Below are 21937 nucleotides of genomic sequence, written 5' to 3' on the forward strand. Positions count from 1 at the left end.
CCGCCATGATTCGTCTCAGCACCCCACAGGCATCGACCTTGCCAGCGGAAATACGCCCATTTAGCGACTTGACCCGTACGCTGGGGACGCCCGGTTTTCCCGGTGCGTTGCTGGACTGCCTGGGCCAATGGGCGGCTTGCCAGCATTTTTCCGTGCTGCGCATGGACGGCGCGCGGCCGCAGCTACTGGCGGCCGGCACCCGCCACCCGGACACCAACCTGGTGCTGCGGTGCGGCCAGGCGTACATCGAGCACTACCATCGCTACGACCCGCTGTTCGAACCCTTGAAGGCGGCCCCTGGGCAAGTCGGCCACCTGGTCGCCCAGGACATTCGCCACGGGCCCTACCGCGAGGCGATCTACCAGCGCAACGGCATGATCGAACGGTTGTCCAGTGTGTACCTGGACGAGCAGGCGCGCCCGGTGCAGTTCAACCTCTACCGCCACCACGACCAAGGCTATTTCAACGACCGTGAACTGCAGATGTGCGAAGCGCTCAGCCCGGCGTTGTTGCAGCTCTTGCGTGGGCACCTGGCGCTGAAAGCCCTGAACCCCGTCAAGGACCCTCGGCAGCAGCTGCTCCAGCGCTGCCCCGACCTGACCACGCAAGAGTTGAACATCTGCATCCGCCTGCTTCAGGGCATGACCCACGCCGGCATCGCCGCCGACCTGGGCATCAAGGAGAGCACCGTGAAAACCTACCGTAACCGGGCGTTTGACCGGCTTGGCATTCACTTTCGCAGTCAGTTGTTTGCCTTGTTTTCATGATGTTGGGTCAGGCTAATCGGGCAAGCTGAATCGGCATGTACTTATGACCTTTGTTCATTGATAAGTGGGCTGTTTTGGCCAACCAGAATGTCCTCGAAAAACGCCCCTACCGGCTCGGTGGGGTGGCACAGCTGAATCTCCAGCACCCACACCATCTCACTCGGCACGATGTCCAGTTCGGCCAGTTTGTCCTGCCCGAACAGGGCATGTGGGAAGTCGGCAATGCGATGCCCGGCCAGGTTGCGCTCCAGCTGCCAGCCTTTGGCGAGGGCGCTGCGTTCGGCGAAGTCGTACAGCTCACGGCCGGTCAGCCCCGCGCACCAGGCTTGGCGCGTTTCTTCGAACACGTCGTGCAGGGCCTTGACGCAGGCGTGATACAGCGGGTGCTCGCCAAACACGAAGGTGTCGCCGTAGTCGCCTTCGTAGCCATCCCACACCGGGCCGAGGTCGACCACGGCGATGTCGCTGGCGCGCAGTTGGCGCTGTGGGTCGATACCTTGGCGGGGTGTGCGCACGGTGTCGTCGCCAAAGCGGATATAGGTCGGGTGCCAGGTGTGCGACGCGCCCATCGCCTGCAACGTCTCGGCCGCCATCTGCAACGCCTCGGCAGTGGTCATGCCGACTTTCAGTTGGCTGACAATGGCTGCCAGGGCCCGCACCGATTGCTCGCGGGCTGCGAGCATGCCGTCCAACGAGTAACGTGGGCCGACTTTTTCCAGCACCGGGTCCAGCGTGCTCAGCGACGCAGCCGCCGGCGCCGATGCGCCGCTGGCAACGAAAGCCTCGGCGACAAAACGGTGAGCCTGCACGCCCGCTGCCAGGCACTGTTCGCGGGCCTTGGTGATCATCGCGCTGTTGCCGCAGGCATAGACCTGGGTATCGGCCCACCGGTGGGCATGGGTCAGCGCGACCTGCTGCACGCGGGCTTGGGCCGATAGCACGCGGTGCCAGCGAAAGTGTGGGTGGGCAAGGCTTGCCTGGTCGAGGAACGCGCCGTCATAGAAGTCGGCCAGCGATGAAGCGCCCCAATACAGCGTAACCGGGGCATGGCCCGCAAGCGCCGTCAGCAACAACGGCTTGATGCCGGCATAGCCCGTGCCGGTGGCGAACAGCACGACCGGGCGTTGTTCTTCGTGCTGCCAGGTGCAGGCGCCCACCGGCCCTTCCAACTTCAATGTATCGCCCACCTGCAGCGTGGGCAGCACGCGTTCGGTAAACAGCCCGCCGCTGACCTTGCGCATATGAAACACCAAGCGCCCCTGGTCCTGCGCTGGCAGGTTGGCGATGGAGAAACAGCGGCTGTCGCCATTGTCGAGGCAGAACCTGACGTATTGGCCGGCGCGCACTTCGAGAGGCTGGGTGGGCTGCAGCACCAGTTCGCTGATGTCGACACTCAGGGCGCGCTGGCTCAGCACATGGGCAGTGATGGCCAGCGTTGGCGTGTCCAGCGACCAGCCGGGGATTTCCAGGCGCATGTCACTGCAGGCATGGCTCTGGCACAGCAGCATCTCGTTGGCGGCCAGGGGGTAGCAGGGCGCGGGCATGTCTGCGCTGCGCTGCTTGTCCCGGTACTGGCCCGACACCACCTGGACCTTGCACGACCCGCAGGCCCCGCGGCGGCACGAGAAGGGCACCGACAGGCCGCTGGCGAGCATGGCGTCGAGCAGCAAGCCTTCTGCGGCTTCGAAGCGTTTGCCCGAGGGCGACAGTTCAATGACATGGCGTTGCTGCATACACACCTCAGGGCTGAATTGGGGGCGAGAAAGGCCTGATTGTTGCGTTAGACTAGGACCATAAGAACCTCCAGTTCTGGATAATTCACATGGTCCAGCTTCGCAAATGGCGGCCGTTGCTCAAGCTCGACGGGGCTCAGCCGCAGGCTTCGTACAGAAAGATCGTCGAGGGCCTGGTGACCGCGATCGTCGAGGGCCGCCTGCGCCCCGGCACGCTGTTGCCCGGCACGCGGGAAATGGCGCAACTGCTTGATGTCAACCGCAAGACGGTGATCCTCGCTTACGAAGAGGCGGTTACCAAAGGCTGGCTGGAGAGCGTGCAACGCCGGGGCACCTTCGTCAGCACCCGGCTCGCTGCCGGCACGCTGGCCGCCCACAGCGCGCCGTCGTCATTTGCCCTGGCGCTGCACGAGGCGCCTGCCGTTCCCTACTTCACTAACAGCGAGCAGGTGACGGCGCTGCAACATCGGCCTGGCGCGCTGTTTTTCGATAACGGCGCCTGTGACCATCGCCTGTTGCCCCAGGCTGTGCTGCATCGGTATTACCGCAAGGCCTTGCGCAACAGTTTCACCACCAACACCGTGCGCCATGGCTGCGAAAGCAGCAGCCAGTACCTGCGCAGTGCATTGGCCGACATGCTGCGCCACAACCGCAGCCTTAATGTGGGGGCCGAGCATATTTGCCTGACCCAAGGCGTGCAGATGTCGCTGTACCTCACGGCCAGCGCTTTGCTCAAGCCGGGTGACGTGGTGCTGGTCGAGCGCCTGAGCTACCCGCCGGCGTGGGAGATTTTCCGCCAGCTGGGCGCGCGGTTGGTCACCGTTGACCTGGACGAGGAAGGCTGCCGGGTCGATCAGATCGACGCGCTGTGCCGAGTCCACGACGTGCGCATGATGTATCTCACCCCTCATCACCAGTTCCCTACCACGGTCAGCCTGCATGCGGCACGCCGGCAGCAACTGCTGGAGTTGGCGCGGCTGCATGATTTTTGCGTGATCGAAGAAGACTACGACCATGAGTACCACTTTGCCGGGCGCCCTTATCTGCCGCTGGCCAGTGACCGTTCGCAACGCCATGTGATCTACATCGGCTCGTTGTCCAAGTCGTTGGGCAGTACCTTCCGTTGCAGCTTTATCGTGGCGCCACCGAATGTGATCGAGGTGCTTGAGCGCACAGCGGTGCTGACCCTGGGGCAGGGCGATGCGGTGATGCAACGGATGTTGGCCGACCTGATCAATGACGGCGAACTGAAAAAGCACCTGCGCCGGGTGTCCACGGAGTATCGGCGGCGACGGGAAACCTTATTGAGTGGCCTGCGCGATGCCTTTGGCGAGCAGATAGCGGTGCAGGAACCGGAAGGCGGGTTGGCGCTTTGGGTGAAGTTTGCCGACACCCTCGACGTCGACCAGTTGGCGGCCAACGCGCTGGAGCTGGACCTGGTGGTGCGTGGCGGCGGCCAGTTTTCACCGTTTGGCCACCGCGAGAACGCCTTGCGGCTGGGGTTTGCCTCGTTGGATGTGGATGAAATCCGCCTTGCCACCCAGCGGCTGGCGCAGGCTGCAACGCTATAGGCAGCTTCACTCGCCCTCTGCTTGCCGCACCGTCCGAAACCCGACATGAGACGTCGCCAGGTACACCGTCTGCGGTTGCCGTGCCGAAGGCCGATAGCGCATGCACGCATCCGCCGAGCACAGGTGTGACCCGCCTTTGATCACCGCCACTGGTGTGCCGGGTTGGGCAGGGTCGTAGCTGTCGTCCAGCGCCGGGCCTTGTGGGTCGAGTGCGGCATCGCGGGTCTGATCATGCCCAGGGCGATAGCCGCTGCGGGTCAACTCCCAGACATTGCCCCCCGCGTCGAACACGCCAAAGCCATTGGCCACGAAGCAGCCCACCGGGGAGGTGCCCGTGAAACCATCAAACGCTTGATTGTGATACGGGAACTGGCCCTGCCAGGTATTGGCCATGGGTTTGCCCGTGGGCTGCTCGGTAGCGCCCCAACTGAAATCCGCATCCTGCAGGCCACCGCGCATGGCGTATTCCAGCTGGGCCTCGGTGGGCAGTGTGCGGCCGGCCCATTGGGCGTAAGCCTGGGCATCGCGCAGGGTCACTTGCACGACCGGGTGGTTTGCCCGCTCACGCCAGTGGCTATCGGGCCCCAGCGGGTGGCGCCAGCTCGCCCCGGCAACGAACTGCCAGCCTGGCCGTAATACCTCGGCACCCTGTTTGAACACCATCCCCCCCGGCACCCGCAGCGTGCCGGGCAGGTCAGGGGCCGCTTGCGCGTCGATGCCCTGTTCAGCCTGGGTCACGTAGCCGGTGGCCTGCACGAAGCGGGCGAACTGGGCATTGGTGACCGGGTGCACGTCGATCCAGAAGGCCGAAACCTTGGCCGGGTGCGGCGGGCCTTCTTCACTGTAAAAGCGGCTTGAGCCGAAGCTGAAGGTGCCACCGGGCAGCCGCACCATGCCGTCGCGCCACGGCCCCTCGCGGGGCACGGGCACACCGCTGTAACCGCTGCACAGCAGCGCCGGTGCAGGGGCTGCGGGCCATGCCGCATAGGCGGCGGCAAGCACGCCGAGGGCGAGTGCCGCGCCCCCGAGCAGCCGGGGTGTCATGGCTTGCTGACCAGCGCGGGGGAAACAGGCCGGCCCTCGGTCGTGATAACGATGTTGTTGCGCTGGGCGTAGCTTTTCCAGTCGCGCAGCAGTTCGGCCACTTGCTGGGGCTGTTGTGCGCCCAGGTCATGGTGCTCGCCTGGGTCCTTGCTCAAATCGAACAAGCGCCACGCCGGTGCAGCGTCGGTGGTGTCGAACAGCAGTTTGAGGTTGCCTTTGCGCAGTGAGGCGTTCCCGTTGATTTCCCAGCCCATGGCCTCGTCGCGGGGGTGGATCTGCGTGTCCCGGCCTTCAAGGTAAGCCAGGGCCGAGGTGCCTTGCGGTGGCACGATGTCGCGGTCGCGGTACTTGATGCCAGGCAGTGAAGCACCGGCCAGTTGCAGCAAGGTCGGCATGATGTCGCGCACGCTGGCCAGTTCTTCGCTGCGCCCGGGTTTTATCGTGGCCGGGTAGTGGACGAAGGCCGGTACGCGGATGCCACCCTGGTAGGTGGTCATCTTGTAGCGGCGGCTGGGCAGGGCGCTGACCTGGGCCCATGCCGAGCCGATCATCAGGAACGAATCAGGCCGGCCGTAGTTGTCCAGGCGGTTGTCGAAATTGCGTTTGATCCATTCTGGGTCGACGCGGTTGGCGTTTTCCGGGCCATTGTCAGACATGAACAACACCAGGGTGTTGTCCAGCTCGCCGGTTTCACGCAGGTGGTCCACCAGGCGGCCCACCTCGGCGTCCAGTGCCGCCACCATCGCGGCATACACCTCCATGGTGCGTGCTGACTGTTGCCGTTGCTCCGGGGTCAGCGACGCCCAGCTGGGCACACCTTCGAGTTGTGGCTCCATCGGGAAGTCCGCAGGCACCAGCCCGGCCTTGCGCTGGCGCTGCAGCCGCTCGCGCGCGATCTGTTCGTAGCCTTGGTCATAGCGGCCACGGTACTGCGCCAGGTACGCGTCGGGCGCTTGCAGCGGCCAGTGCGGTGCGGTGTAGGCGGCGAACGCGAAGAAGGGCTTTTGGCTTGCCTTGCCCTGGTCGATGACGTCGATCAGGCGGTCAGTGAACCAGCGGGTCGAGTAGAAGTCGTTGGGCAGTTCCACCGGCTCGCCGTTGTGGCGGAAGCTCCAGCTGTAGTTGGGCAGCAGGCCCATGTTGGTTTGCTTGAAGTGCGCCGCACCGCCTTCCAGCAACACGTACGCCTGGTCGAAGCCGCGGTTTTGCGGCTGCTGCGCGGGCGTCATGCCCAGGTGCCATTTGCCAGCGATGTAGGTGCGATAACCGGCATCGCGCAACAACTCGGCGAGCGTGGACACATTGGCGCCCAGCACCCCTTCATACCCCGGTTGCACCTCGCTGCCCGCCGGCAGGCGCCCACGCGACTCGGCCATCATGCCGACCCCGGACAGGTGCGGGTCGTTGCCGGACATCAGCATGGCGCGGGTGGGCGAGCAGCTGGGTGAGGCATGGAAGTCGAGCATCAGGCGCCCGTCGGCCAGCAGCTTGTCCAGGTGCGGGGTCGCAATCTCGCTGCCCAGCGCAGACAGGTCGGAAAACCCCAGGTCATCCGCGACCACGAGCAAAATGTTGGGTTGTTTAACGGTTGGGGCGGCGAACGCTTGGCTGGCGCCGAGCAGCAGCAGGCTGAAAGCGAGCAAGGGCTTGGAGGGGATCATGGGTTTCTCTTTATTATTGTGGGTTGGGTGCACTACATGATTTTTTTATTTAATTATCTTGTCAAGGAATGAAGACCGGCGACGACCCTGGCTGAAACGCTTCTTTCCGGGTTCATCCAGGCAATCCGCCTAAATAGCGGGTTTAAAAACTGTTCGATCAGCGAACAGTGATCGCGCCCCGTTGTATGCGATAAGCGCTGACGGCTATTGACGGCATCATCGTTAAACAAAATAATCGTTAACAGAGTTATCCATTTTCACAACAACAAGAAAGGATATTCTGATGACGAAGCCGCTGACGGGGGCATGTCTGTCCCTGGCGCTGTTATCAATCGCCCAGCTTTCACAAGCGGCGAGCCCCCTGGAAGACAGCCGCCCAGGGCGGCCTGGCGCGCCGCGCTGGGTCGAGGATTACCGCTTTCTGGATGACCCAGGTAAAGCCCGCGATCCTTTCGATGGCCTGCGTTACCATCGCCTGTCCGAAAGCGCATGGCTGCAACTGGGCGCGGAAGCGCGCTATCGCGCCGATTCACTGGACAAACCCTTCTTCGGCCTGCGCGGGATCAAAGACGACTCCTACCTGATGCAGCGCCTGCAAGCCCATGCCGACCTGCACCTGTTCGACGATGCGCTGCGTGCCTTTGTGCAAGTCGAGAACACCCGCGCGTTCGGCAAGGACCTGTACTCACCCAACGACGAAAGCCGCAACGAAGTGCGCCAGGCCTTTATCGACCTGAACCATGACATTGACGGCGGGCGTTACACGGCCCGTGTCGGCCGCCAGGAGATGGCGTTCGGCAACCAGGTGTTCGTCACCTACCGCGACTCCCCCAACATCCGCCAGACCTTCGACGGCCTGCGCGCCAGCCTCAACCTAAAGGACGGGCGCAAGCTCGATGCCTTTGCGGTACGGCCGGTGAAGACCGGCGAGGACAGCTGGGATGACGGCAGTAACAACGGGGTCAAGTTCTATGGCCTGTACGGCACCCTGCCGTTGACCCAGGCCTGGAACATTGACCTGTTCGCCTTTGGCCTGGAAACCGACGACCGCGCCCTGGCGGGTGAAACCGGTGATGAACAACGCTACACGTTCGGCACCCGCCTGTTCGGCCGCTACCAGGCCCTGGACTGGAGTTGGGACTTGGCCGGCCAAAATGGGCACTTGGGCAACGCCTCCATTCGTGCCTGGGCGGTGTCCAGCGACACCGGCTACACCTTCAACCACCCCTGGGCCCCACGCCTGGCCATGCGCCTGGATGCGGCCAGCGGTGACGGCGACCTGGGCGATGGTAAAGTCGGTACCTTCGACCCGTTGTACCCGCGCAACGGCGTGTACGGCGAGGCCAGCCTGACCACCTTGAGCAACATCCTCGTCATTGGCCCGACCTTTGGCTTTTCACCCTGGCGCACCCTGCGTTTCGAACCCGGTATCTTCGAGGTGTGGAAGCAGAACACCCATGACGGCGTATACATGCCCGGCATGAGCATCCTCGCCAACACCCGCGACACCGGCCGACACGTGGGCACCATTTACCGCGTCAATACCCGCTGGTTGGCGACGCCTAACCTGACGCTCGACCTGGACCTGAAGTACTACGACATCGGCGCCGCCATCCGCGATGCCGGGGGCGACGACGCCTCGCTGGTGTCGGTACGTGCGACCTTCAGGCTCTGACTCCTATTCGCATAACAACAAGAGGGCTGCACATGAGTGGTTCAATCGCACAATCGCACCGGCCGGTACTGACGATCGGCCTGTGTTTTCTCGTCGCGCTGCTCGAAGGGCTCGACCTGCAAGCCACCGGCATTGCCGCGCCCCACATGGCCAAGGAATTCGCCTTGACCCCCGCCATGCTGGGTTGGGTGTTCAGTGCCGGCTTGCTCGGCCTGTTGCCGGGCGCCTTCGTCGGCGGCTGGCTGGCGGACCGCATGGGGCGTAAACGCATCCTGATCCTGGCCGTGTTGCTGTTCGGGGGGTTCTCGTTGGCCACCGCGCATGCCTGGGACTACCCATCGCTGCTGGTGGCGCGGCTGATGACCGGGCTGGGGCTGGGCGCGGCGCTGCCGATCCTTATCGCCATGGCCAGTGAAGCCGCCCACGAGCGCCTGCGCAGCACGGCGGTCAGCCTGACTTACTGCGGCGTGCCGCTGGGTGGCGCCATCGCTTCGGTGATTGGCATGGCGGGCCTGGGCGAGGGCTGGCGCACGGTGTTCTACGTGGGCGGTTTTGCGCCCATTGCGATTGCCTTCGTGCTGATGGTCTGGCTGCCGGAGTCCCAGGCGTTTCGCGCCCAGGCCGCCGCCAGCGGCACGCAGAACGGGCTGGCAGCGCAACTGTTCGGCCCCGGCCGGGCGAGCCGTACGCTGTTGCTGTGGCTGGCATGCTTCTTCACCCTGACCGTGCTGTACATGCTGCTGAACTGGCTGCCCTCGTTGCTGATCGGCCAGGGCTATTCGCGGCCGCAGGCCGGCGCGGTGCAAATCCTGTTCAACCTGGGCGGCGCAGCGGGGTCATTTTTGACCGGGCGCATGATGGACCGTGGGCACGCTGGGCGTGCGGTGTTGATCGCCTACGCCGGCATGCTCGCCTCCCTGGCGGGGCTGGGCCTGTCCACCACCTTCGGTTTGATCCTGTTGGCCGGTTTTACCGCCGGCTATTGCGCCATCGGCGGCCAGTTGGTGCTGTATGCACTGGCCCCCACGCTGTACCCGACACACGTGCGTGCCACGGGGGTGGGCGCGTCGGTGGCCGTGGGCCGGCTGGGGTCGATGGCCGGGCCCTTGGCGGCAGGGCAGATTCTCGCCGCTGGCGCCGGGGTAGGGGGCTTGTTGCTGGCGGCCTCGCCGGGCCTGGTGGTAGCGGCTGTGGCGGCGATGGCGCTGCTGGGGCGGCGTGCACCGCCCACCGAGGCTGCGGCTTCGCAAGGGGTGGCGCCATGAGCCTGCGTAATGGGCTTATCGCCCTGTGCTTGAGCAGCTGCGCCGCACTGGCCCAGGCCGCGAGCTATGAACCGCCGCCGCTCAAGCTCGAGCCGCTGGCGCGCTTCAGCGTTGACCTGGTGGCACCGATCTGGGAATTGGGCGCCACCAGCGGGCAGGGCAAACGGCGAATCATCCCCATCACGGGTGGGCATTTCGAGGGCCCCCGGCTCAAGGGCACCATCCTCAACAATGGCGCGGACTGGCAGGTGGTCACCCCCGAGGGCGTCGCGATCATCGACACCCGTTACCTGCTGCAGACCGACGACGGCGCGTTGATCTACCTGCGTACCGAGGGCTATCGCTTCGGCCCGCCCGAGGTGATGAAAAAAGTCGCCGCCGGCGAGGATGTCGACCCCAGCCTGTACCAGTTCCGCATCACGATGCACTTTGAAACCTCGGCCCCTCAGTACGCCTGGCTCAACCGCACGGTGGGCGTCGGCAGTGCCATGCGCCTGGGCAATGCCGTCGTCTACGACGCCTTCGAAGTTAAATAGATAATTTTGTTAATGGTTAATTGACTTAACTAAATGGCCGGGCTAATGTTCGGCCAACCACAACGAACAATCAGTACAAGAGGTGTGTGATGGGCCAATACGACAACCGCTGGCAGACCGTGAAAGTCACCGTCGAGCAAGGCATCGCCTGGGTCAGCTTCAACCGTCCTGAAAAGCGCAATGCCATGAGCCCTACGCTCAACCGTGAAATGCGCGATGTGCTGGAAACCGTCGAGCAGGACGCCGACGCCCGTGTGCTGGTATTGACCGGCGAAGGCAGCGCCTGGACCGCCGGCATGGACCTCAAGGAGTACTTCCGCGAGGTGGACGCCGGCCCGGAGATTCTTCAAGAGCGCATCCGCCGCGATGCCTCCGAATGGCAGTGGAAGCTGCTGCGCTTCTACAGCAAGCCAACCATCGCCATGGTCAACGGCTGGTGCTTCGGCGGCGGCTTCAGCCCGCTGGTCGCCTGCGACTTGGCCATCTGCGCCGATGAGGCCACCTTCGGCCTGTCTGAAATCAACTGGGGCATCCCACCGGGCAACCTGGTCAGCAAAGCCATGGCCGACACCGTGGGCCACCGTGAATCGCTGTACTACATCATGACCGGCAAGACCTTCGACGGGCAGAAAGCCGCGCAAATGGGCCTGGTCAACAAAAGCGTGCCGTTGGCGCAACTGCGCGATGAAGTGGTACTGCTGGCCCAGGACCTGCTGGACAAGAACCCGGTGGTGCTGCGCGCCGCCAAAAACGGCTTCAAGCGCTGCCGCGAGTTGACCTGGGAGCAGAACGAAGACTACCTGTACGCCAAGCTCGACCAGGCGCAACTGCGTGACCCCGAGCACGGGCGTGCGCAGGGCTTGAAGCAGTTCCTTGACGACAAGAGCATCAAGCCTGGCCTGCAAGCCTACAAGCGCTGAGTGATCTTGGCGTTCATTCCCGAATAATCAGAAAAGAGGAATGCCCGATGTTCGAGGTGCCATTGTTAATTGGCGGTAAGGCCCGTGCGGCCAGCGACGGCGGCACGTTCGAGCGTCGCCATCCGGTCAGCGGCGAGGTGGTGTCGGTGGTGGCTGCGGCCACCCTGGCCGACGCCGATGCGGCGGTCGAAGCGGCCCAGGCGGCGTTCCCCGCGTGGGCTGCGCTGGGGCCAGGCGAGCGCCGCGCGCGCTTGCTGAAGGCGGCCGATGCGCTGGACGCCCTGCGTGACGAATTCCTGGCCATGGCCGGGGAAACGGGGGCCAAGGCCAACTGGTACGGTTTCAACGTGATGCTGGCGGCCAACATCCTGCGCGAAGCGGCGTCGATGACCACCCAGATCCAGGGCAGCGTCATCCCCTCCGACGTGCCCGGCAGCTTTGCCATGGCCCTGCGTCAACCTTGCGGCGTGGTGCTGGGCATCGCGCCGTGGAATGCACCGGTGATTTTGGCCACACGGGCCATCGCCATGCCCTTGGCGTGCGGTAACACCGTGGTACTCAAGGCCTCCGAAGCCAGCCCGGCGGTGCATGGCCTGATCGGCCAGGTGTTGCAGGCGGCCGGTTTGGGGGATGGCGTGGTCAACGTGATCAGCAACGCCCCGCACGATGCGCCGGCGGTGGTCGAGCGGCTGATAGCGCACCCAGCGGTGCGCCGGGTGAACTTCACCGGGTCTACCCATGTAGGGCGCATCGTTGGGCAATTGGCGGCGCGTTACTTGAAGCCCGCGGTGCTCGAACTGGGCGGCAAGGCGCCGTTCCTGGTGCTGGCCGATGCCGACCTGGATGCCGCGGTCGATGCCGCAGCGTTTGGTGCCTACTTCAACCAGGGCCAGATCTGCATGTCCACCGAGCGGCTGATCGTCGACCAGGCCGTGGCCGATGTGTTCGTCGCCAAGCTCGGTGAAAAAGTCCGCAGCCTGCGCGCAGCGGACCCTGCGCAAACCGATGCGCCGCTGGGTTCATTGATCGATGCCGGGGCCGGTGAGCGCATACAGGCGCTGGTTGATGACGCCGTCAGCAAGGGCGCGACCCTGGTGGCGGGCGGTGAGCGCACGGGCAGCGTTATGCAGCCGGTGCTGCTCGACCAGGTCAACGCCGACATGAAGCTGTACCGCGAAGAGTCGTTCGGCCCCGTCGCGGTGGTGCTGCGCGCCAGCGGTGACGAAGCGCTGCTGGCCCTGGCCAACGACTCCGAGTTTGGCCTGAGCGCGGCGATTTTCAGCCGTGACACCCAGCGCGCCCTGGCCCTTGCCCAGCGCCTGGAGTCGGGCATCTGCCACATCAATGGCCCGACCGTGCATGACGAGGCGCAGATGCCTTTTGGCGGGGTCAAGGCCAGTGGTTACGGCAGCTTCGGCAGCACGGCGGCGATCGACGCCTTTACCCAGCTGCGCTGGGTCACCGTGCAGCAAGGCGCCCGGCACTACCCGATCTAACCCACGCACTCACAACAACAATAGCGAATGCACCCGCGGGCCTCTCGGCCCTCGGGCGCACTAAGGCAGAGGTAGCCTTCATGGTTTGCGAAACCCTCTCCGTTGCCCAGCGTGCGCCCTTGCGCGCCGTCAAGATCGGGCAGCCTCAGGTACAGGTGCGCCAGCAAGGCGACATCCTCTACCTGGACCCTGTGGAACCCCTTGCTGCTTACCCGGCACGGCTGATGGAGCGCTTGCTGCATTGGGCCGAACAGCGCGGCGAGCAAACGTTCGTCGCCCGCCGTGGTGCCGATGGCGAGTGGCAGCACATTACTTACGCCGCCATGTTGCAGCGTGTTCGAAGCATCGCCACCTGGTTACTGGATCAAGGCCTGAGCGCCGAACGCCCGCTGGTGATCCTCTCGGGCAACGACCTTGAGCATGTGCAACTGGCCTCGGCCGCGCTGTATGCCGGCATCCCGTATTGCCCGGTATCGCCGGCCTATTCACTGCTGTCCCAGGATTTTGGCAAGCTGCGCCATATCGTCCAGACCCTGCAACCGGGCCTGGTGTTCGCGGCCGACGCCGCCTATGGCAGAGCCATTGATGCGGTGTTCGAGCCCTCGGTGACACTGGTGCTGGGCGAGGGCGAACTGCCAGGCCGGGCGAGCACGCCGTTCGCCGAGGTGCTGGCCACCGCCGCACACCCTTGCGCCGACCAAGCGTTTGCCGCGTTGCGCCCACAAAGCCTGGCCAAGTTCCTGTTCACGTCCGGCTCCACCAAGCTGCCCAAGGCCGTGGTCACCACTCAAGGCATGCTCTGCGCCAACCAGCAGATGCTGTTGCAGACCTTTCCGGAGTTCGCCGAAGTGCCACCGGTGCTGGTCGACTGGCTGCCGTGGAACCACACCTTTGGCGGCAGCCATAATGTGGGCATCGTGCTGTACAACGGCGGCACGCTGTATATCGACGATGGCAAGCCGACGCCGCAAGGCTTTGCCCAGACGCTGCACAACCTCAAGGACATTTCCCCCACGGCGTACCTGACCGTGCCCAAGGGCTGGGAAGAACTGGTCAAGGCGCTGGAGCAGGACAGCAGCCTGTGCGAACGTTTTTTCCAACGCATGAAGCTGTTCTTTTTTGCCGGCGCCGGGTTGTCACAGGCCATCTGGGACCGGCTTGACGCGGTGGCCGTGGCCCATTGTGGCGAACGCATCCGCATGATGGCGGGGTTGGGCATGACCGAGACCTCGCCGTCGTGCACGTTCACCACGGGGCCGCTGTCGGTCGCCGGCTACATCGGCCTGCCGGCCCCGGGCTGCGAGGTCAAGCTGGTGCCGGTGGACGGCAAACTCGAAGCGAGGTTTCGCGGGCCGCATGTGATGCCGGGGTACTGGCGCTCATCCCAGCAAACCGAAGCGGCGTTCGACGACGAAGGGTTCTACCGCAGCGGTGATGCCGTGCGCCTGTGCGACCCCGACAACCCGCAGCTTGGGCTGATGTTCGACGGGCGTATTGCCGAGGACTTCAAGTTGTCCTCCGGGGTGTTCGTCAGCGTCGGGCCCATGCGCACCCAGGTGATCCTGCAGGGTGCCCCGTACGTGCTGGATGTCGTGGTACTGGGCCCTGACCGCGAATGCCTGGGCTTGCTGATCTTCCCGCGGTTGCCAGAGTGCCGGCAGTTGGCCGGGCTTGGCGACCACGCCAGTGATGCCCAGGTGCTGGCATCGCCTGCCGTGCGGGACTGGCTGTCGAGCCTGTTGGCCAGCCTCAACCGAGGCGCCACGGGCAACGCCAGCTTTATCCAGTTCGCGGGCCTGGCCGACGAAGCGCCGTCCATCGACCGCGGCGAGATCACCGACAAAGGCTCGATCAACCAGCGTGCAGTTCTGCAACTGCGCCAGGGCCTGATCGACAGCCTGTACGCCGGGCAGGGGCCGTTACGTGTAGACGCGCCATGACGGCGCGGGGGCAATTCCGCGCGTTTGCGGCGACCGCGTTGCTCGATGGTATCCGCACGCCGTGGGTCGATCTCAATGGCGCATTCGGGTTGGTCTCGCCGACCGACCTGGGCATCAAGGCCGGCCGCGCAGTGTTGCAGCGCGCTGGGCTGGAGGGGCGCGACGTCGACAGCGTACTGGCTGGCTCCATGGCCCAGGCTGACTTCGACGCCTACATGCTGCCCCGGCATATCGGGCTGTACTGTGGCGTCGACCAGGCGGTGCCGGCGCTGATGGTGCAACGCATCTGTGCGACCGGTTTTGAACTGCTGCGCCAAGCGGGTGAGCAAATCCAGGCGGGGGAGGCGGGCACGGTGTTGTGTGTGGCGGCCGAATCGATGTCACGCAATCCGATCGTGGCCTACACCCACCGTGGCGGTTTTCGCTTGGGCGGCGAAGTCGGCTTCAAAGACTTTCTCTGGGAAGCCCTGTTCGACCCCGCTGTTGGCATCAGCATGATCCAGACCGCTGAGAACATCGCCCGGCACTGTCACATCCCCCGGGCTGCCGTAGACGCCTGGGCGGCCCAGAGCTTCGCGCGGGCCATGGCTGCGCGGGCGCGAGGGTGGTTTGCCGACGAGTGCGTCAGTGTTGGCAATGAAGTGTTCGAAGCGCCCGGCTTGCAGCCACGCGGCATTCGCCTGCCGCGTGGCGTTGAAGCCGTCTCCGAAGACAGCCACCCGCGCGCGACAGCGTTTGAGCGTTTGCAGCAACTGCCCCCGATTTACCCGCAGGGGGTGCAAACCGCGGGCAATAGCTGTGCGGTGGTGGATGGCGCAGCGGCGGTGCTGATGTGTTCGGCAGACCAGCTGGCTGGGCGCACGCCTATGGCCTGGTTGCGGGCCAGCAGCGTGGTGGGCGTCGCGCCTGAGGTGATGGGGCTGGGCCCGGTGCCGGCAATACGCTTGCTGCTGGAGCGGGCAGGCCTGGCGCTGGACGCCATCGCCTGCTTTGAAATCAACGAAGCCCAGGGCGCGCAGATTGTAGCGGTGCAGCAATCGCTGGGCATCGCGCCGGAACGGCTGAATGCCTGTGGCGGCGCTATCGCCCTTGGCCACCCGCTGGCCGCAACCGGCCTGCGCCTGGTGATCAGCGTTGCGCGGCAATTGCGCGCCAGTGGCCAGCGCTATGGCGTGGTATCGGCCTGCGTCGGCGGTGGCCAGGGCATGGCCTTGCTGTTGGAAAACCCACTGGCCAAGACCTGAAAAGGAGGTTCACGTGTCTACCTATCGCGCTCCGCTGCAAGACATCCGTTTCGTCGTCGATCACTGGCTGCAAGCGCCTGCGGCCTGGGCTGAATCCGAGCGATTCGCCGGCGTCGACAGCGCGCTGGCTCACCAACTGCTGGAGGAAGGCGCGCGCTTTGCAGAACACCAGTTGCTGCCGTTGAACATGAGTGGCGACCGCGAAGGCTGTAGCTTTCACGCCGGCAAAGTGACCACCCCGAAAGGTTTCCGCCAGGCCTACCAGCGTTACGTGGAGGGCGGCTGGCCAGGGTTGACCTGCGCAGTGGAGCACGGCGGCCAGGGCCTGCCGCTGCTGCTCGGGGCTGCGCTGCACGAAGTGATCTACGCCTGTAACCATGGCTGGGCCATGTACAGCGGCATCGCCCATGGCGCCTACGAGTGCCTGCGCACGTTTGGCTCTGCCGAGCTGCGCCAGGCCTGGCTGGGCAAGATCGTCAGCGGTGAATGCCTGCCCACCATGTGCCTGACCGAACCCCAGGCCGGCAGCGATGTGGGGCTGCTACGCACGCAGGCGCGGGCGGATGAAGCGGGGGCTTATCGGCTGACGGGCAATAAAGTGTTCATTTCGGGGGGCGAGCACGACCTCACTGACAATATCGTGCACCTGGTGCTGGCCCGGCTGCCCGATGCGCCTGCGGGCAGCCGCGGGCTGTCGTTGTTCCTGGTCCCCAAGTTGACTGAGCACGGCCAGCCCAACGGCGTACATTGCACCGGCATCGAACACAAGATGGGTATTCACGCCAGCGCCACTTGCAGCCTCAGCTTCGACCAGGCTCAAGGCTGGCTCATCGGCGAGCCCCATTGCGGCTTGGCTGCGTTGTTCGTGATGATGAACAGTGCCCGTACCTACGTCGGGCTGCAGGGCTTGGCCCACGCCGAAAGCGCCGGGCAGCGTGCCATGGCCTATGCACAGGCGCGTGTGCAAATGCGTGCGGTGGTGCGCCCTGAAGGTGCTCAAGCTGCCGCAGCGGACCCGGTGGCCTTCCACCCGGCCGTGCGTCAGGTGTTGTGGCAGTCTCGGGCGCTGACCGAAGGCATGCGCGCCATCGGCTATTGGAGTGCCCATCTGCTCGACCTTGCCGAGCAGTCGCAAGGGGCGGCCCGTCACACCCTGGAGGCCCGCATCGGCTTGCTCACGCCCGTGGTCAAAGCCTTTTTCACCGAGCAAGGGTTTCAGCTGGCCAGTGACGCGTTGCAGGTGTTTGGCGGCTACGGCTACGTCACCGAATCGGGCATTGAGCAGACCGTGCGCGACAGCCGCGTGGCCATGATTTACGAGGGCACCAACGAGATTCAGGCCAACGACCTGCTCGTGCGCAAGGTGTTGGGCGACCGTGGCGAGGCGCTGGAAGCGCTGCTCGACCACGTGCTGGGAGATGCGGGCTTGGCGAGTGACGCCGAAGGCAGGCGTTGGGCGCAGCAGTTGCACGTAGCCAGTGACGGATTGCGCGCTTGGGTGCGTGGGCTTGTGCGGCATGATGACAGGGAATATGCCTACCGGGCAGCGGGTGACTTCCTAAAAGCGTTAGCGATGGTGTTGCTCGGCCATGCCTGGGCCCGGGCGGCACGCTTGGCGTTGTTGCAAGTGGAGCAACCGTTCTACCGGCGCAAACGCCAAACGGCGGCGTACTTCTTTGACCACCTGTGGTTGCGTTTTGAGTACCGTTTGCAGTGCCTACAAATGGCCGAACTACCGCTGCCGTTCGCGGATGACCTGTAACAGGCTTACGCATTGTAGGAGCAGCCTTGTGCTGCGAAGAGGCCCGTGACCAAACCGGGAATCTTCAGGGCTGCTACCGGCCTCTTCGCAGCACAAGGCTGCTCCTACCAGGACCCCGCATGACTGGAGGGTGAGGCAGGGTGAGCGGGTTTCTCGGAGCTTTATAAGGAGCGCAGCTCATAGTCGATTCGCGTCAACCTATCATTTTTACCAGTAGACGATCATCACTATCCAGTGTGTCATTCAAGGGCGTGCGAAGCGCACAGTGGAGTGCATTATCTCTTGAGAAATGGAGGTTAATAGATGCGTGTACATTGTGTAGGGTTGATAATGCTGGCGATGATCGGGCCTGTACAGGCATGGCCTGAGCTCAATAGATACGGTAAGGAAATAGAGAAAAAAGTTACATTGCGCTATCAAGCTTATGTAGAGTCCTGTCCGAATAATCGCCCGGCTTACGAATGCTCCGGTTTATTGATAAGAGGTGTGGGCGATCCGCGTGGAAAGCATTTTAACGCGTGGGATCCCGCCCGAAAGGGAGCAACGCACGATACCTCGTTTAGTTACGTGCGCATCGGTATATCCTTTGAACGGTTAGCGTTTGCATACACCAATGGTTATATTGTGTCACCGCCAGGTCAAGAACAACCGGGTCAATTGAAGTTACAGCCAACCTGCGTCTATCCCGTTGATGGTGCCTCGGACAAACGCTCAGACAAGGGTTGTGGAGCGTATGAGGACAAGAAAGACAGCAGTGCGCCATGTGTGGTGTCGAGTGACATTGTTAAAGATGCCAAGGCCTGGTTTGAGGCTCATTCGCCCATTGAAGATAAGGCCTACGACAAGCGGTGCGCATTTTCCCTTAAGGGGCCAGATGTAACGGAGGCGTTCATGACGGCACTGGCGGTCGTTGAGCGGGCGTCCGAAAAGACCACCGTGCCTAATGACTTCAAGGTGACCTCGTGGACGGCTCAAACAGCCGCAGCGCTTCCCGTTGAAGCTTTTTTCTATAATGTGAAGGATAGGGCAATTGGGCTGCCCATTGCACAATTTAATCAGTGCCGATTCAATCGCGTGACGGGGCGTAAAGTTCCTATTCTGCGTAGGATGATACTTCAGGTGAATCTCGAGCCCTTCGAGGACAGGATCGAAAAGGTTAACCCACTGTTGGCTGAAGTGTACCCAGCGCTTAAGAACATGGCCTATGAACATGGCACGTTGAGGGCGGCAGTCAAAAGCATCGCGCCTAGGGCTGAAGGTTTAACGGCGTATAATTCCTTTTCTTACTATTCGGAAGATCAAGTAGATGATCAGCGCTGCAGCGAGGTGCTGAGTGCTGCAGCGGGTTGACGGTGTGCTGACGCTGTGAACGCAGTGGAGCTGTTCGTAAAAAGTTTAGGTGGTGACTGTTTCTAAGGTGGCGAAATCCTTCTTGTGCTAAAGGTGATAGCTTAATATGGACAATCAATCTGCAGAAAATACCCCGCGCTTCCTTCTTTTTAATAGTGCAGTAGGTAACGTGCGCTTGGAGTTTGCGAGCCAACAATCACTCGCCGTTGGCAGCGATGGGCCGCTCACCACGCTATTTCAAGACGCTGAGCCTAAGGACATGCCAGATTACCTTGCTGCTGGCTACAGTGGCACGCTGGACCTTGCCAAACACCAATTCAGTGAAGCCTGCGCGCCCACCTTCAAGGGTACGAAGCAAACGGCCACCTCCCTGCACATCTACTCGGCGGCCGGCCAGTTGCTCAGCTTCGACGACATTACGGGTACTACCACAACGTTCACGTACGACACCAATCACCGCGTCGTCGGTTCAGCCAGTTCGGCATGCCAGACAACCAGCACCTACAACGACGAAGGCCAACTCACTCAGGAAACCATCAAGGATGTCTGCAGCGGCGCCTTGATCACGGTGAGTTACGCCTATGACCCGTCAGGCAATGAAACTACGCGCACCTTCAGTGGCGACGGCTTTCCTACGCTGAGCCTTGAGCGAACGTTGCTTAGTGATGGGCGGCTGAAGCAGTCTGTGCTAAAGGTCGATGACAAGGAGTACCGCAGCGACCATTACACGTACGACAGCGATGAGCGTCTGCATAAATGGTACTGCACGGGCGAGAATGCGCCCGTCAGCAGCAGCAACAAAGCCTATACCGAGCAGATATTTACGTACGACACCGATGGCAACGTTGTGTCGCGCAGCCACAAGTCGAGCAAGGGGCCAGGTGTTTCTACGTACGGCTATGACCCAGACCGCCCAGGTGCACTGATCTCATCGAACGGCGACCCGCAAGTCAACGATCAACGCGGCCGCACCTTGAAACGCAGCAATCGCAAGCTCGGCTATCACGCGAATGGACAGATCAAGTCATACAGCAGCCAGGCAGGGGGGGAGGGCGCGGATTACCAGTTTGCCTATGACATTCAGGGGCGGATCAGGGAAGTGGTGCTAGGTGAGCAGCGGGAGGTGTATCACTACCGGGAAGGGTCGATCTACGCCGTTCAACAATTGGGCGAGCACTTTACCGGCCAGGCAGCGAAACGGCGGATGGTGCTGCTCAATAACAGCCCCTCGTGCTTTTTGCAGCAAATCACAGAGGCCACTGATGACGTGTGGGACTCAACGACCTGCACGTTCGAACTGCGTGATGCTGCGGGCACCGTGTTCGCCAGCCTCAAGCACGGCCAATCTACCGCCCCGGTCTATTTCAGCTACCTGCCCTATGGGTTTCGTGTTCGCGACTTAGCATCAACCACCTGGCTGGGTTTTAAAGGCGAACCGCTTAACCCTTTGAGCTTTTACCACTTGGGCAATGGCGATCGTTTGTACGATGGGCAGCTGCACCGCTATCAGGTGCCTGCGGGTGCAGGTTTGCTTGCTACTCAAAGTGGCTCGCCGTACGTGTACTGCAACGGCGACCCGGTGAATGAGCCGAAGCAGGCGCCGACGAGCTAAAGTTGAACATCCACTCCGAGTGATCAAGCGACAGCGCGGTACAGGTGGCTGCGGCCTCAGCACTAAAGCACAGCTACTGTGTTGCCTGGTCTGGCCTCTTCGCGGGTTAACCCGCTCCCACAAAGTTGTTTGATTCTCGCGGCATACGCATTCCAGTGTAGGAGCAGCCTTGTGCTGCGAAGAGGCCCGTGACCCAACCGGGAATCTTCAGTGCTGCCACCGGCCTCTTCGCAGCACAAGGCTGCTCCTACCCAGACCGCGCATGACCGCTGCGAAGAGGCCCAGCTGTAAAACTCGGAGAGAGATCATCAGATTTAACCCCTTCCTTGTAGGGCATTTCCCAAACATACTCCTGCCGCCTTTTTTCCGTTGCGGCTGTTCAGGCAGCGCTCTAGTCTCGGCGTGTCGTTGCACATCAACGACACGGCTTTGACAGGCCGCGACGGTAATCATGCATACGGTTCGTCCTTTATGGCAGCTGTACGTGTGGGCACGCTTGCGTGCGCCGGAGCTTCGTGATTCCGCCGGTCTGTCAACCCACGTACAGCTGCCACCCTTCTGTTTGACAGCAGGCGGGTGGTTGCCACTTAGAAGGAATCATAGGATGTTGAAGATAGTCCCCGATCCACCCCACAACCACCATTCCCTCGAAGACACCCTCATCCAGGCAGCGGACTACGCCCTGTGCGCACAGTCCGTGGCAAATCAGGCCATTCTCCTACAGCCCAAATCACCCGTGTCGATCTTGATGATGGCGACGATGCATGAGCTGGAGTCACTGCGTGTGCTGCTGGAGTCGGCGTTGATCCAGGTGCAGATGCCGGCGCATCAGCCACGGACTCAGCATTAAGCCACAGGTAATGAGTTGCCTGTACGGGCCTCTTCGCGGGGCAAGCCCGCTCCCACAGGTACACCGCAGGTCTCAAGGCCTGTGTATACCTGTGGGAGCGGGCTTGCCCCGCGAAGAGGCCCGAACAGGCGGTGAAATTTCAGGGAGACCGAACAATGACCACAGACGCCAACAAAGCCCCAACCACGGTCGGCAAGACCAAGTTCTACCAGGGCGAAAAAAGACCCAGCCGCTGTTCTGCATCGAACCCGGCATCCCTTGCCAAGACGCCCATGAGCAAGCCTCAGAACTGATGGGCGTTGTGCGAGACCTGACCATCGCCGGCGTAATGGACGACAACCCGCAGCTGATCTGGGCCTCACATTATCTAAGCGCCTTGGCCAAGGCGCTGATGGATGATGCCGAATTGGGGATGACGCGCTAGTTGGCCTTGGCGAACGTTTAAGCCGTCACGACAGCTGATAGGCGGGCTTCCAGCGCATCACGACCGGGCAATGCGGTCGATAACAAT

16 protein-coding genes and 1 pseudogene are annotated in these 21937 nt (G+C 62.9%); 14 read left to right on the forward strand and 3 right to left on the reverse strand.

All coding sequences use genetic code 11. The features are described 5' to 3' along the window. The first annotated feature begins 5 nt into the window (after window positions 1–5). Entirely contained in the window at window positions 6–767 is a 762-nt protein-coding gene (locus AB7M33_RS20920) for a helix-turn-helix transcriptional regulator (protein WP_099429662.1), read from the forward strand. Between the two features lie 41 nt (window positions 768–808). On the opposite strand, the gene AB7M33_RS20925 is transcribed toward AB7M33_RS20920, so the two are convergent. Then, window positions 809–2500 carry a M24 family metallopeptidase gene (locus tag AB7M33_RS20925; protein ID WP_454243505.1) on the reverse strand — a complete coding sequence of 564 codons (1692 nt, stop codon included), beginning with the start codon at window positions 2498–2500 and terminating at the stop codon, window positions 809–811. Window positions 2501–2589: 89 nt separating this feature from the next. On the opposite strand from AB7M33_RS20925, the gene pdxR reads away from it, so the two are divergent. Further along, window positions 2590–4071, forward strand: a complete 1482-nt coding sequence (gene pdxR / locus AB7M33_RS20930; RefSeq protein ID WP_454243506.1) for a MocR-like pyridoxine biosynthesis transcription factor PdxR — start codon at window positions 2590–2592, stop codon at window positions 4069–4071. Window positions 4072–4077: 6 nt separating this feature from the next. On the opposite strand, the gene AB7M33_RS20935 is transcribed toward pdxR, so the two are convergent. Together AB7M33_RS20935 and AB7M33_RS20940 are read right to left on the reverse strand one after the other, a co-directional pair. Next, window positions 4078–5115 carry a formylglycine-generating enzyme family protein gene (locus AB7M33_RS20935; protein WP_454243507.1) on the reverse strand — a complete coding sequence of 346 codons (1038 nt, stop codon included), beginning with the start codon at window positions 5113–5115 and terminating at the stop codon, window positions 4078–4080. Beyond that, on the reverse strand, window positions 5112–6776 hold the full coding sequence (locus tag AB7M33_RS20940) for an arylsulfatase (RefSeq protein WP_454243508.1): 1665 nt from the start codon (window positions 6774–6776) through the stop codon (window positions 5112–5114). Before AB7M33_RS20940 ends, AB7M33_RS20935 begins: the two co-directional genes overlap by 4 nt. A gap of 283 nt (window positions 6777–7059) precedes the next feature. On the opposite strand from AB7M33_RS20940, the gene AB7M33_RS20945 reads away from it, so the two are divergent. The 12 genes and pseudogenes from AB7M33_RS20945 to AB7M33_RS21000 all read left to right on the forward strand — a co-directional run bounded on the left by AB7M33_RS20945 (window position 7060) and on the right by AB7M33_RS21000 (window position 21850). After that, entirely contained in the window at window positions 7060–8451 is a 1392-nt protein-coding gene (locus tag AB7M33_RS20945) for an alginate export family protein (protein WP_454243509.1), read from the forward strand. Between the two features lie 32 nt (window positions 8452–8483). Then, window positions 8484–9716: a 3-(3-hydroxy-phenyl)propionate transporter MhpT gene (gene mhpT / locus AB7M33_RS20950; RefSeq protein ID WP_099429657.1), complete on the forward strand. Its 1233-nt coding sequence runs from the start codon at window positions 8484–8486 to the stop codon at window positions 9714–9716. Next, complete coding sequence (locus AB7M33_RS20955; protein WP_454243510.1) at window positions 9713–10252, forward strand: DUF3237 domain-containing protein; 540 nt, start codon at window positions 9713–9715, stop codon at window positions 10250–10252. Before mhpT ends, AB7M33_RS20955 begins: the two co-directional genes overlap by 4 nt. An 89-nt stretch (window positions 10253–10341) precedes the next feature. Next, a complete protein-coding gene (locus AB7M33_RS20960) occupies window positions 10342–11172 on the forward strand; it encodes a p-hydroxycinnamoyl CoA hydratase/lyase (RefSeq protein WP_033698578.1) in 831 nt (276 codons plus the stop codon). A gap of 47 nt (window positions 11173–11219) precedes the next feature. Next, window positions 11220–12668, forward strand: coding sequence for an aldehyde dehydrogenase (locus AB7M33_RS20965; protein WP_454243511.1), 1449 nt, complete (start codon window positions 11220–11222; stop codon window positions 12666–12668). 80 nt (window positions 12669–12748) lie between these two features. Next, entirely contained in the window at window positions 12749–14608 is a 1860-nt protein-coding gene (locus tag AB7M33_RS20970; protein WP_454243512.1) for a feruloyl-CoA synthase, read from the forward strand. After that, on the forward strand, window positions 14605–15852 hold the full coding sequence (locus AB7M33_RS20975; protein ID WP_454243513.1) for a thiolase family protein: 1248 nt from the start codon (window positions 14605–14607) through the stop codon (window positions 15850–15852). The genes AB7M33_RS20970 and AB7M33_RS20975 overlap by 4 nt, the downstream gene beginning before the upstream one ends. Window positions 15853–15865: 13 nt before the next feature. Further along, entirely contained in the window at window positions 15866–17614 is a 1749-nt protein-coding gene (locus AB7M33_RS20980) for an acyl-CoA dehydrogenase family protein (protein WP_454243514.1), read from the forward strand. Window positions 17615–17944: 330 nt separating this feature from the next. After that, entirely contained in the window at window positions 17945–18964 is a 1020-nt protein-coding gene (locus AB7M33_RS20985) for a hypothetical protein (RefSeq protein ID WP_454243515.1), read from the forward strand. 106 nt (window positions 18965–19070) lie between these two features. Beyond that, window positions 19071–20576, forward strand: a complete 1506-nt coding sequence (locus AB7M33_RS20990) for a hypothetical protein (RefSeq protein WP_454243516.1) — start codon at window positions 19071–19073, stop codon at window positions 20574–20576. Between the two features lie 604 nt (window positions 20577–21180). Next, window positions 21181–21426, forward strand: a complete 246-nt coding sequence (locus tag AB7M33_RS20995) for a hypothetical protein (RefSeq protein WP_454243517.1) — start codon at window positions 21181–21183, stop codon at window positions 21424–21426. 155 nt (window positions 21427–21581) lie between these two features. Further along, window positions 21582–21850 (forward strand): annotated as a pseudogene (locus AB7M33_RS21000) (DUF3077 domain-containing protein). Window positions 21851–21937: the final 87 nt, after the last annotated feature.

The organism is Pseudomonas sp. Y3 TE3536, from assembly GCF_053629175.1.

Coding starts and splice junctions, on each gene's coding strand:
- AB7M33_RS20920 (WP_099429662.1), top strand. CDS start 6: ATGATTCGTCTCAGCACCCCACAGGCATCGACCTTGCCAGCGGAAATA.
- AB7M33_RS20925 (WP_454243505.1), bottom strand. CDS start 2,500: ATGCAGCAACGCCATGTCATTGAACTGTCGCCCTCGGGCAAACGCTTC.
- pdxR (WP_454243506.1), top strand. CDS start 2,590: ATGGTCCAGCTTCGCAAATGGCGGCCGTTGCTCAAGCTCGACGGGGCT.
- AB7M33_RS20935 (WP_454243507.1), bottom strand. CDS start 5,115: ATGACACCCCGGCTGCTCGGGGGCGCGGCACTCGCCCTCGGCGTGCTT.
- AB7M33_RS20940 (WP_454243508.1), bottom strand. CDS start 6,776: ATGATCCCCTCCAAGCCCTTGCTCGCTTTCAGCCTGCTGCTGCTCGGC.
- AB7M33_RS20945 (WP_454243509.1), top strand. CDS start 7,060: ATGACGAAGCCGCTGACGGGGGCATGTCTGTCCCTGGCGCTGTTATCA.
- mhpT (WP_099429657.1), top strand. CDS start 8,484: ATGAGTGGTTCAATCGCACAATCGCACCGGCCGGTACTGACGATCGGC.
- AB7M33_RS20955 (WP_454243510.1), top strand. CDS start 9,713: ATGAGCCTGCGTAATGGGCTTATCGCCCTGTGCTTGAGCAGCTGCGCC.
- AB7M33_RS20960 (WP_033698578.1), top strand. CDS start 10,342: ATGGGCCAATACGACAACCGCTGGCAGACCGTGAAAGTCACCGTCGAG.
- AB7M33_RS20965 (WP_454243511.1), top strand. CDS start 11,220: ATGTTCGAGGTGCCATTGTTAATTGGCGGTAAGGCCCGTGCGGCCAGC.
- AB7M33_RS20970 (WP_454243512.1), top strand. CDS start 12,749: ATGGTTTGCGAAACCCTCTCCGTTGCCCAGCGTGCGCCCTTGCGCGCC.
- AB7M33_RS20975 (WP_454243513.1), top strand. CDS start 14,605: ATGACGGCGCGGGGGCAATTCCGCGCGTTTGCGGCGACCGCGTTGCTC.
- AB7M33_RS20985 (WP_454243515.1), top strand. CDS start 17,945: ATGCTGGCGATGATCGGGCCTGTACAGGCATGGCCTGAGCTCAATAGA.
- AB7M33_RS20990 (WP_454243516.1), top strand. CDS start 19,071: ATGGACAATCAATCTGCAGAAAATACCCCGCGCTTCCTTCTTTTTAAT.
- AB7M33_RS20995 (WP_454243517.1), top strand. CDS start 21,181: ATGTTGAAGATAGTCCCCGATCCACCCCACAACCACCATTCCCTCGAA.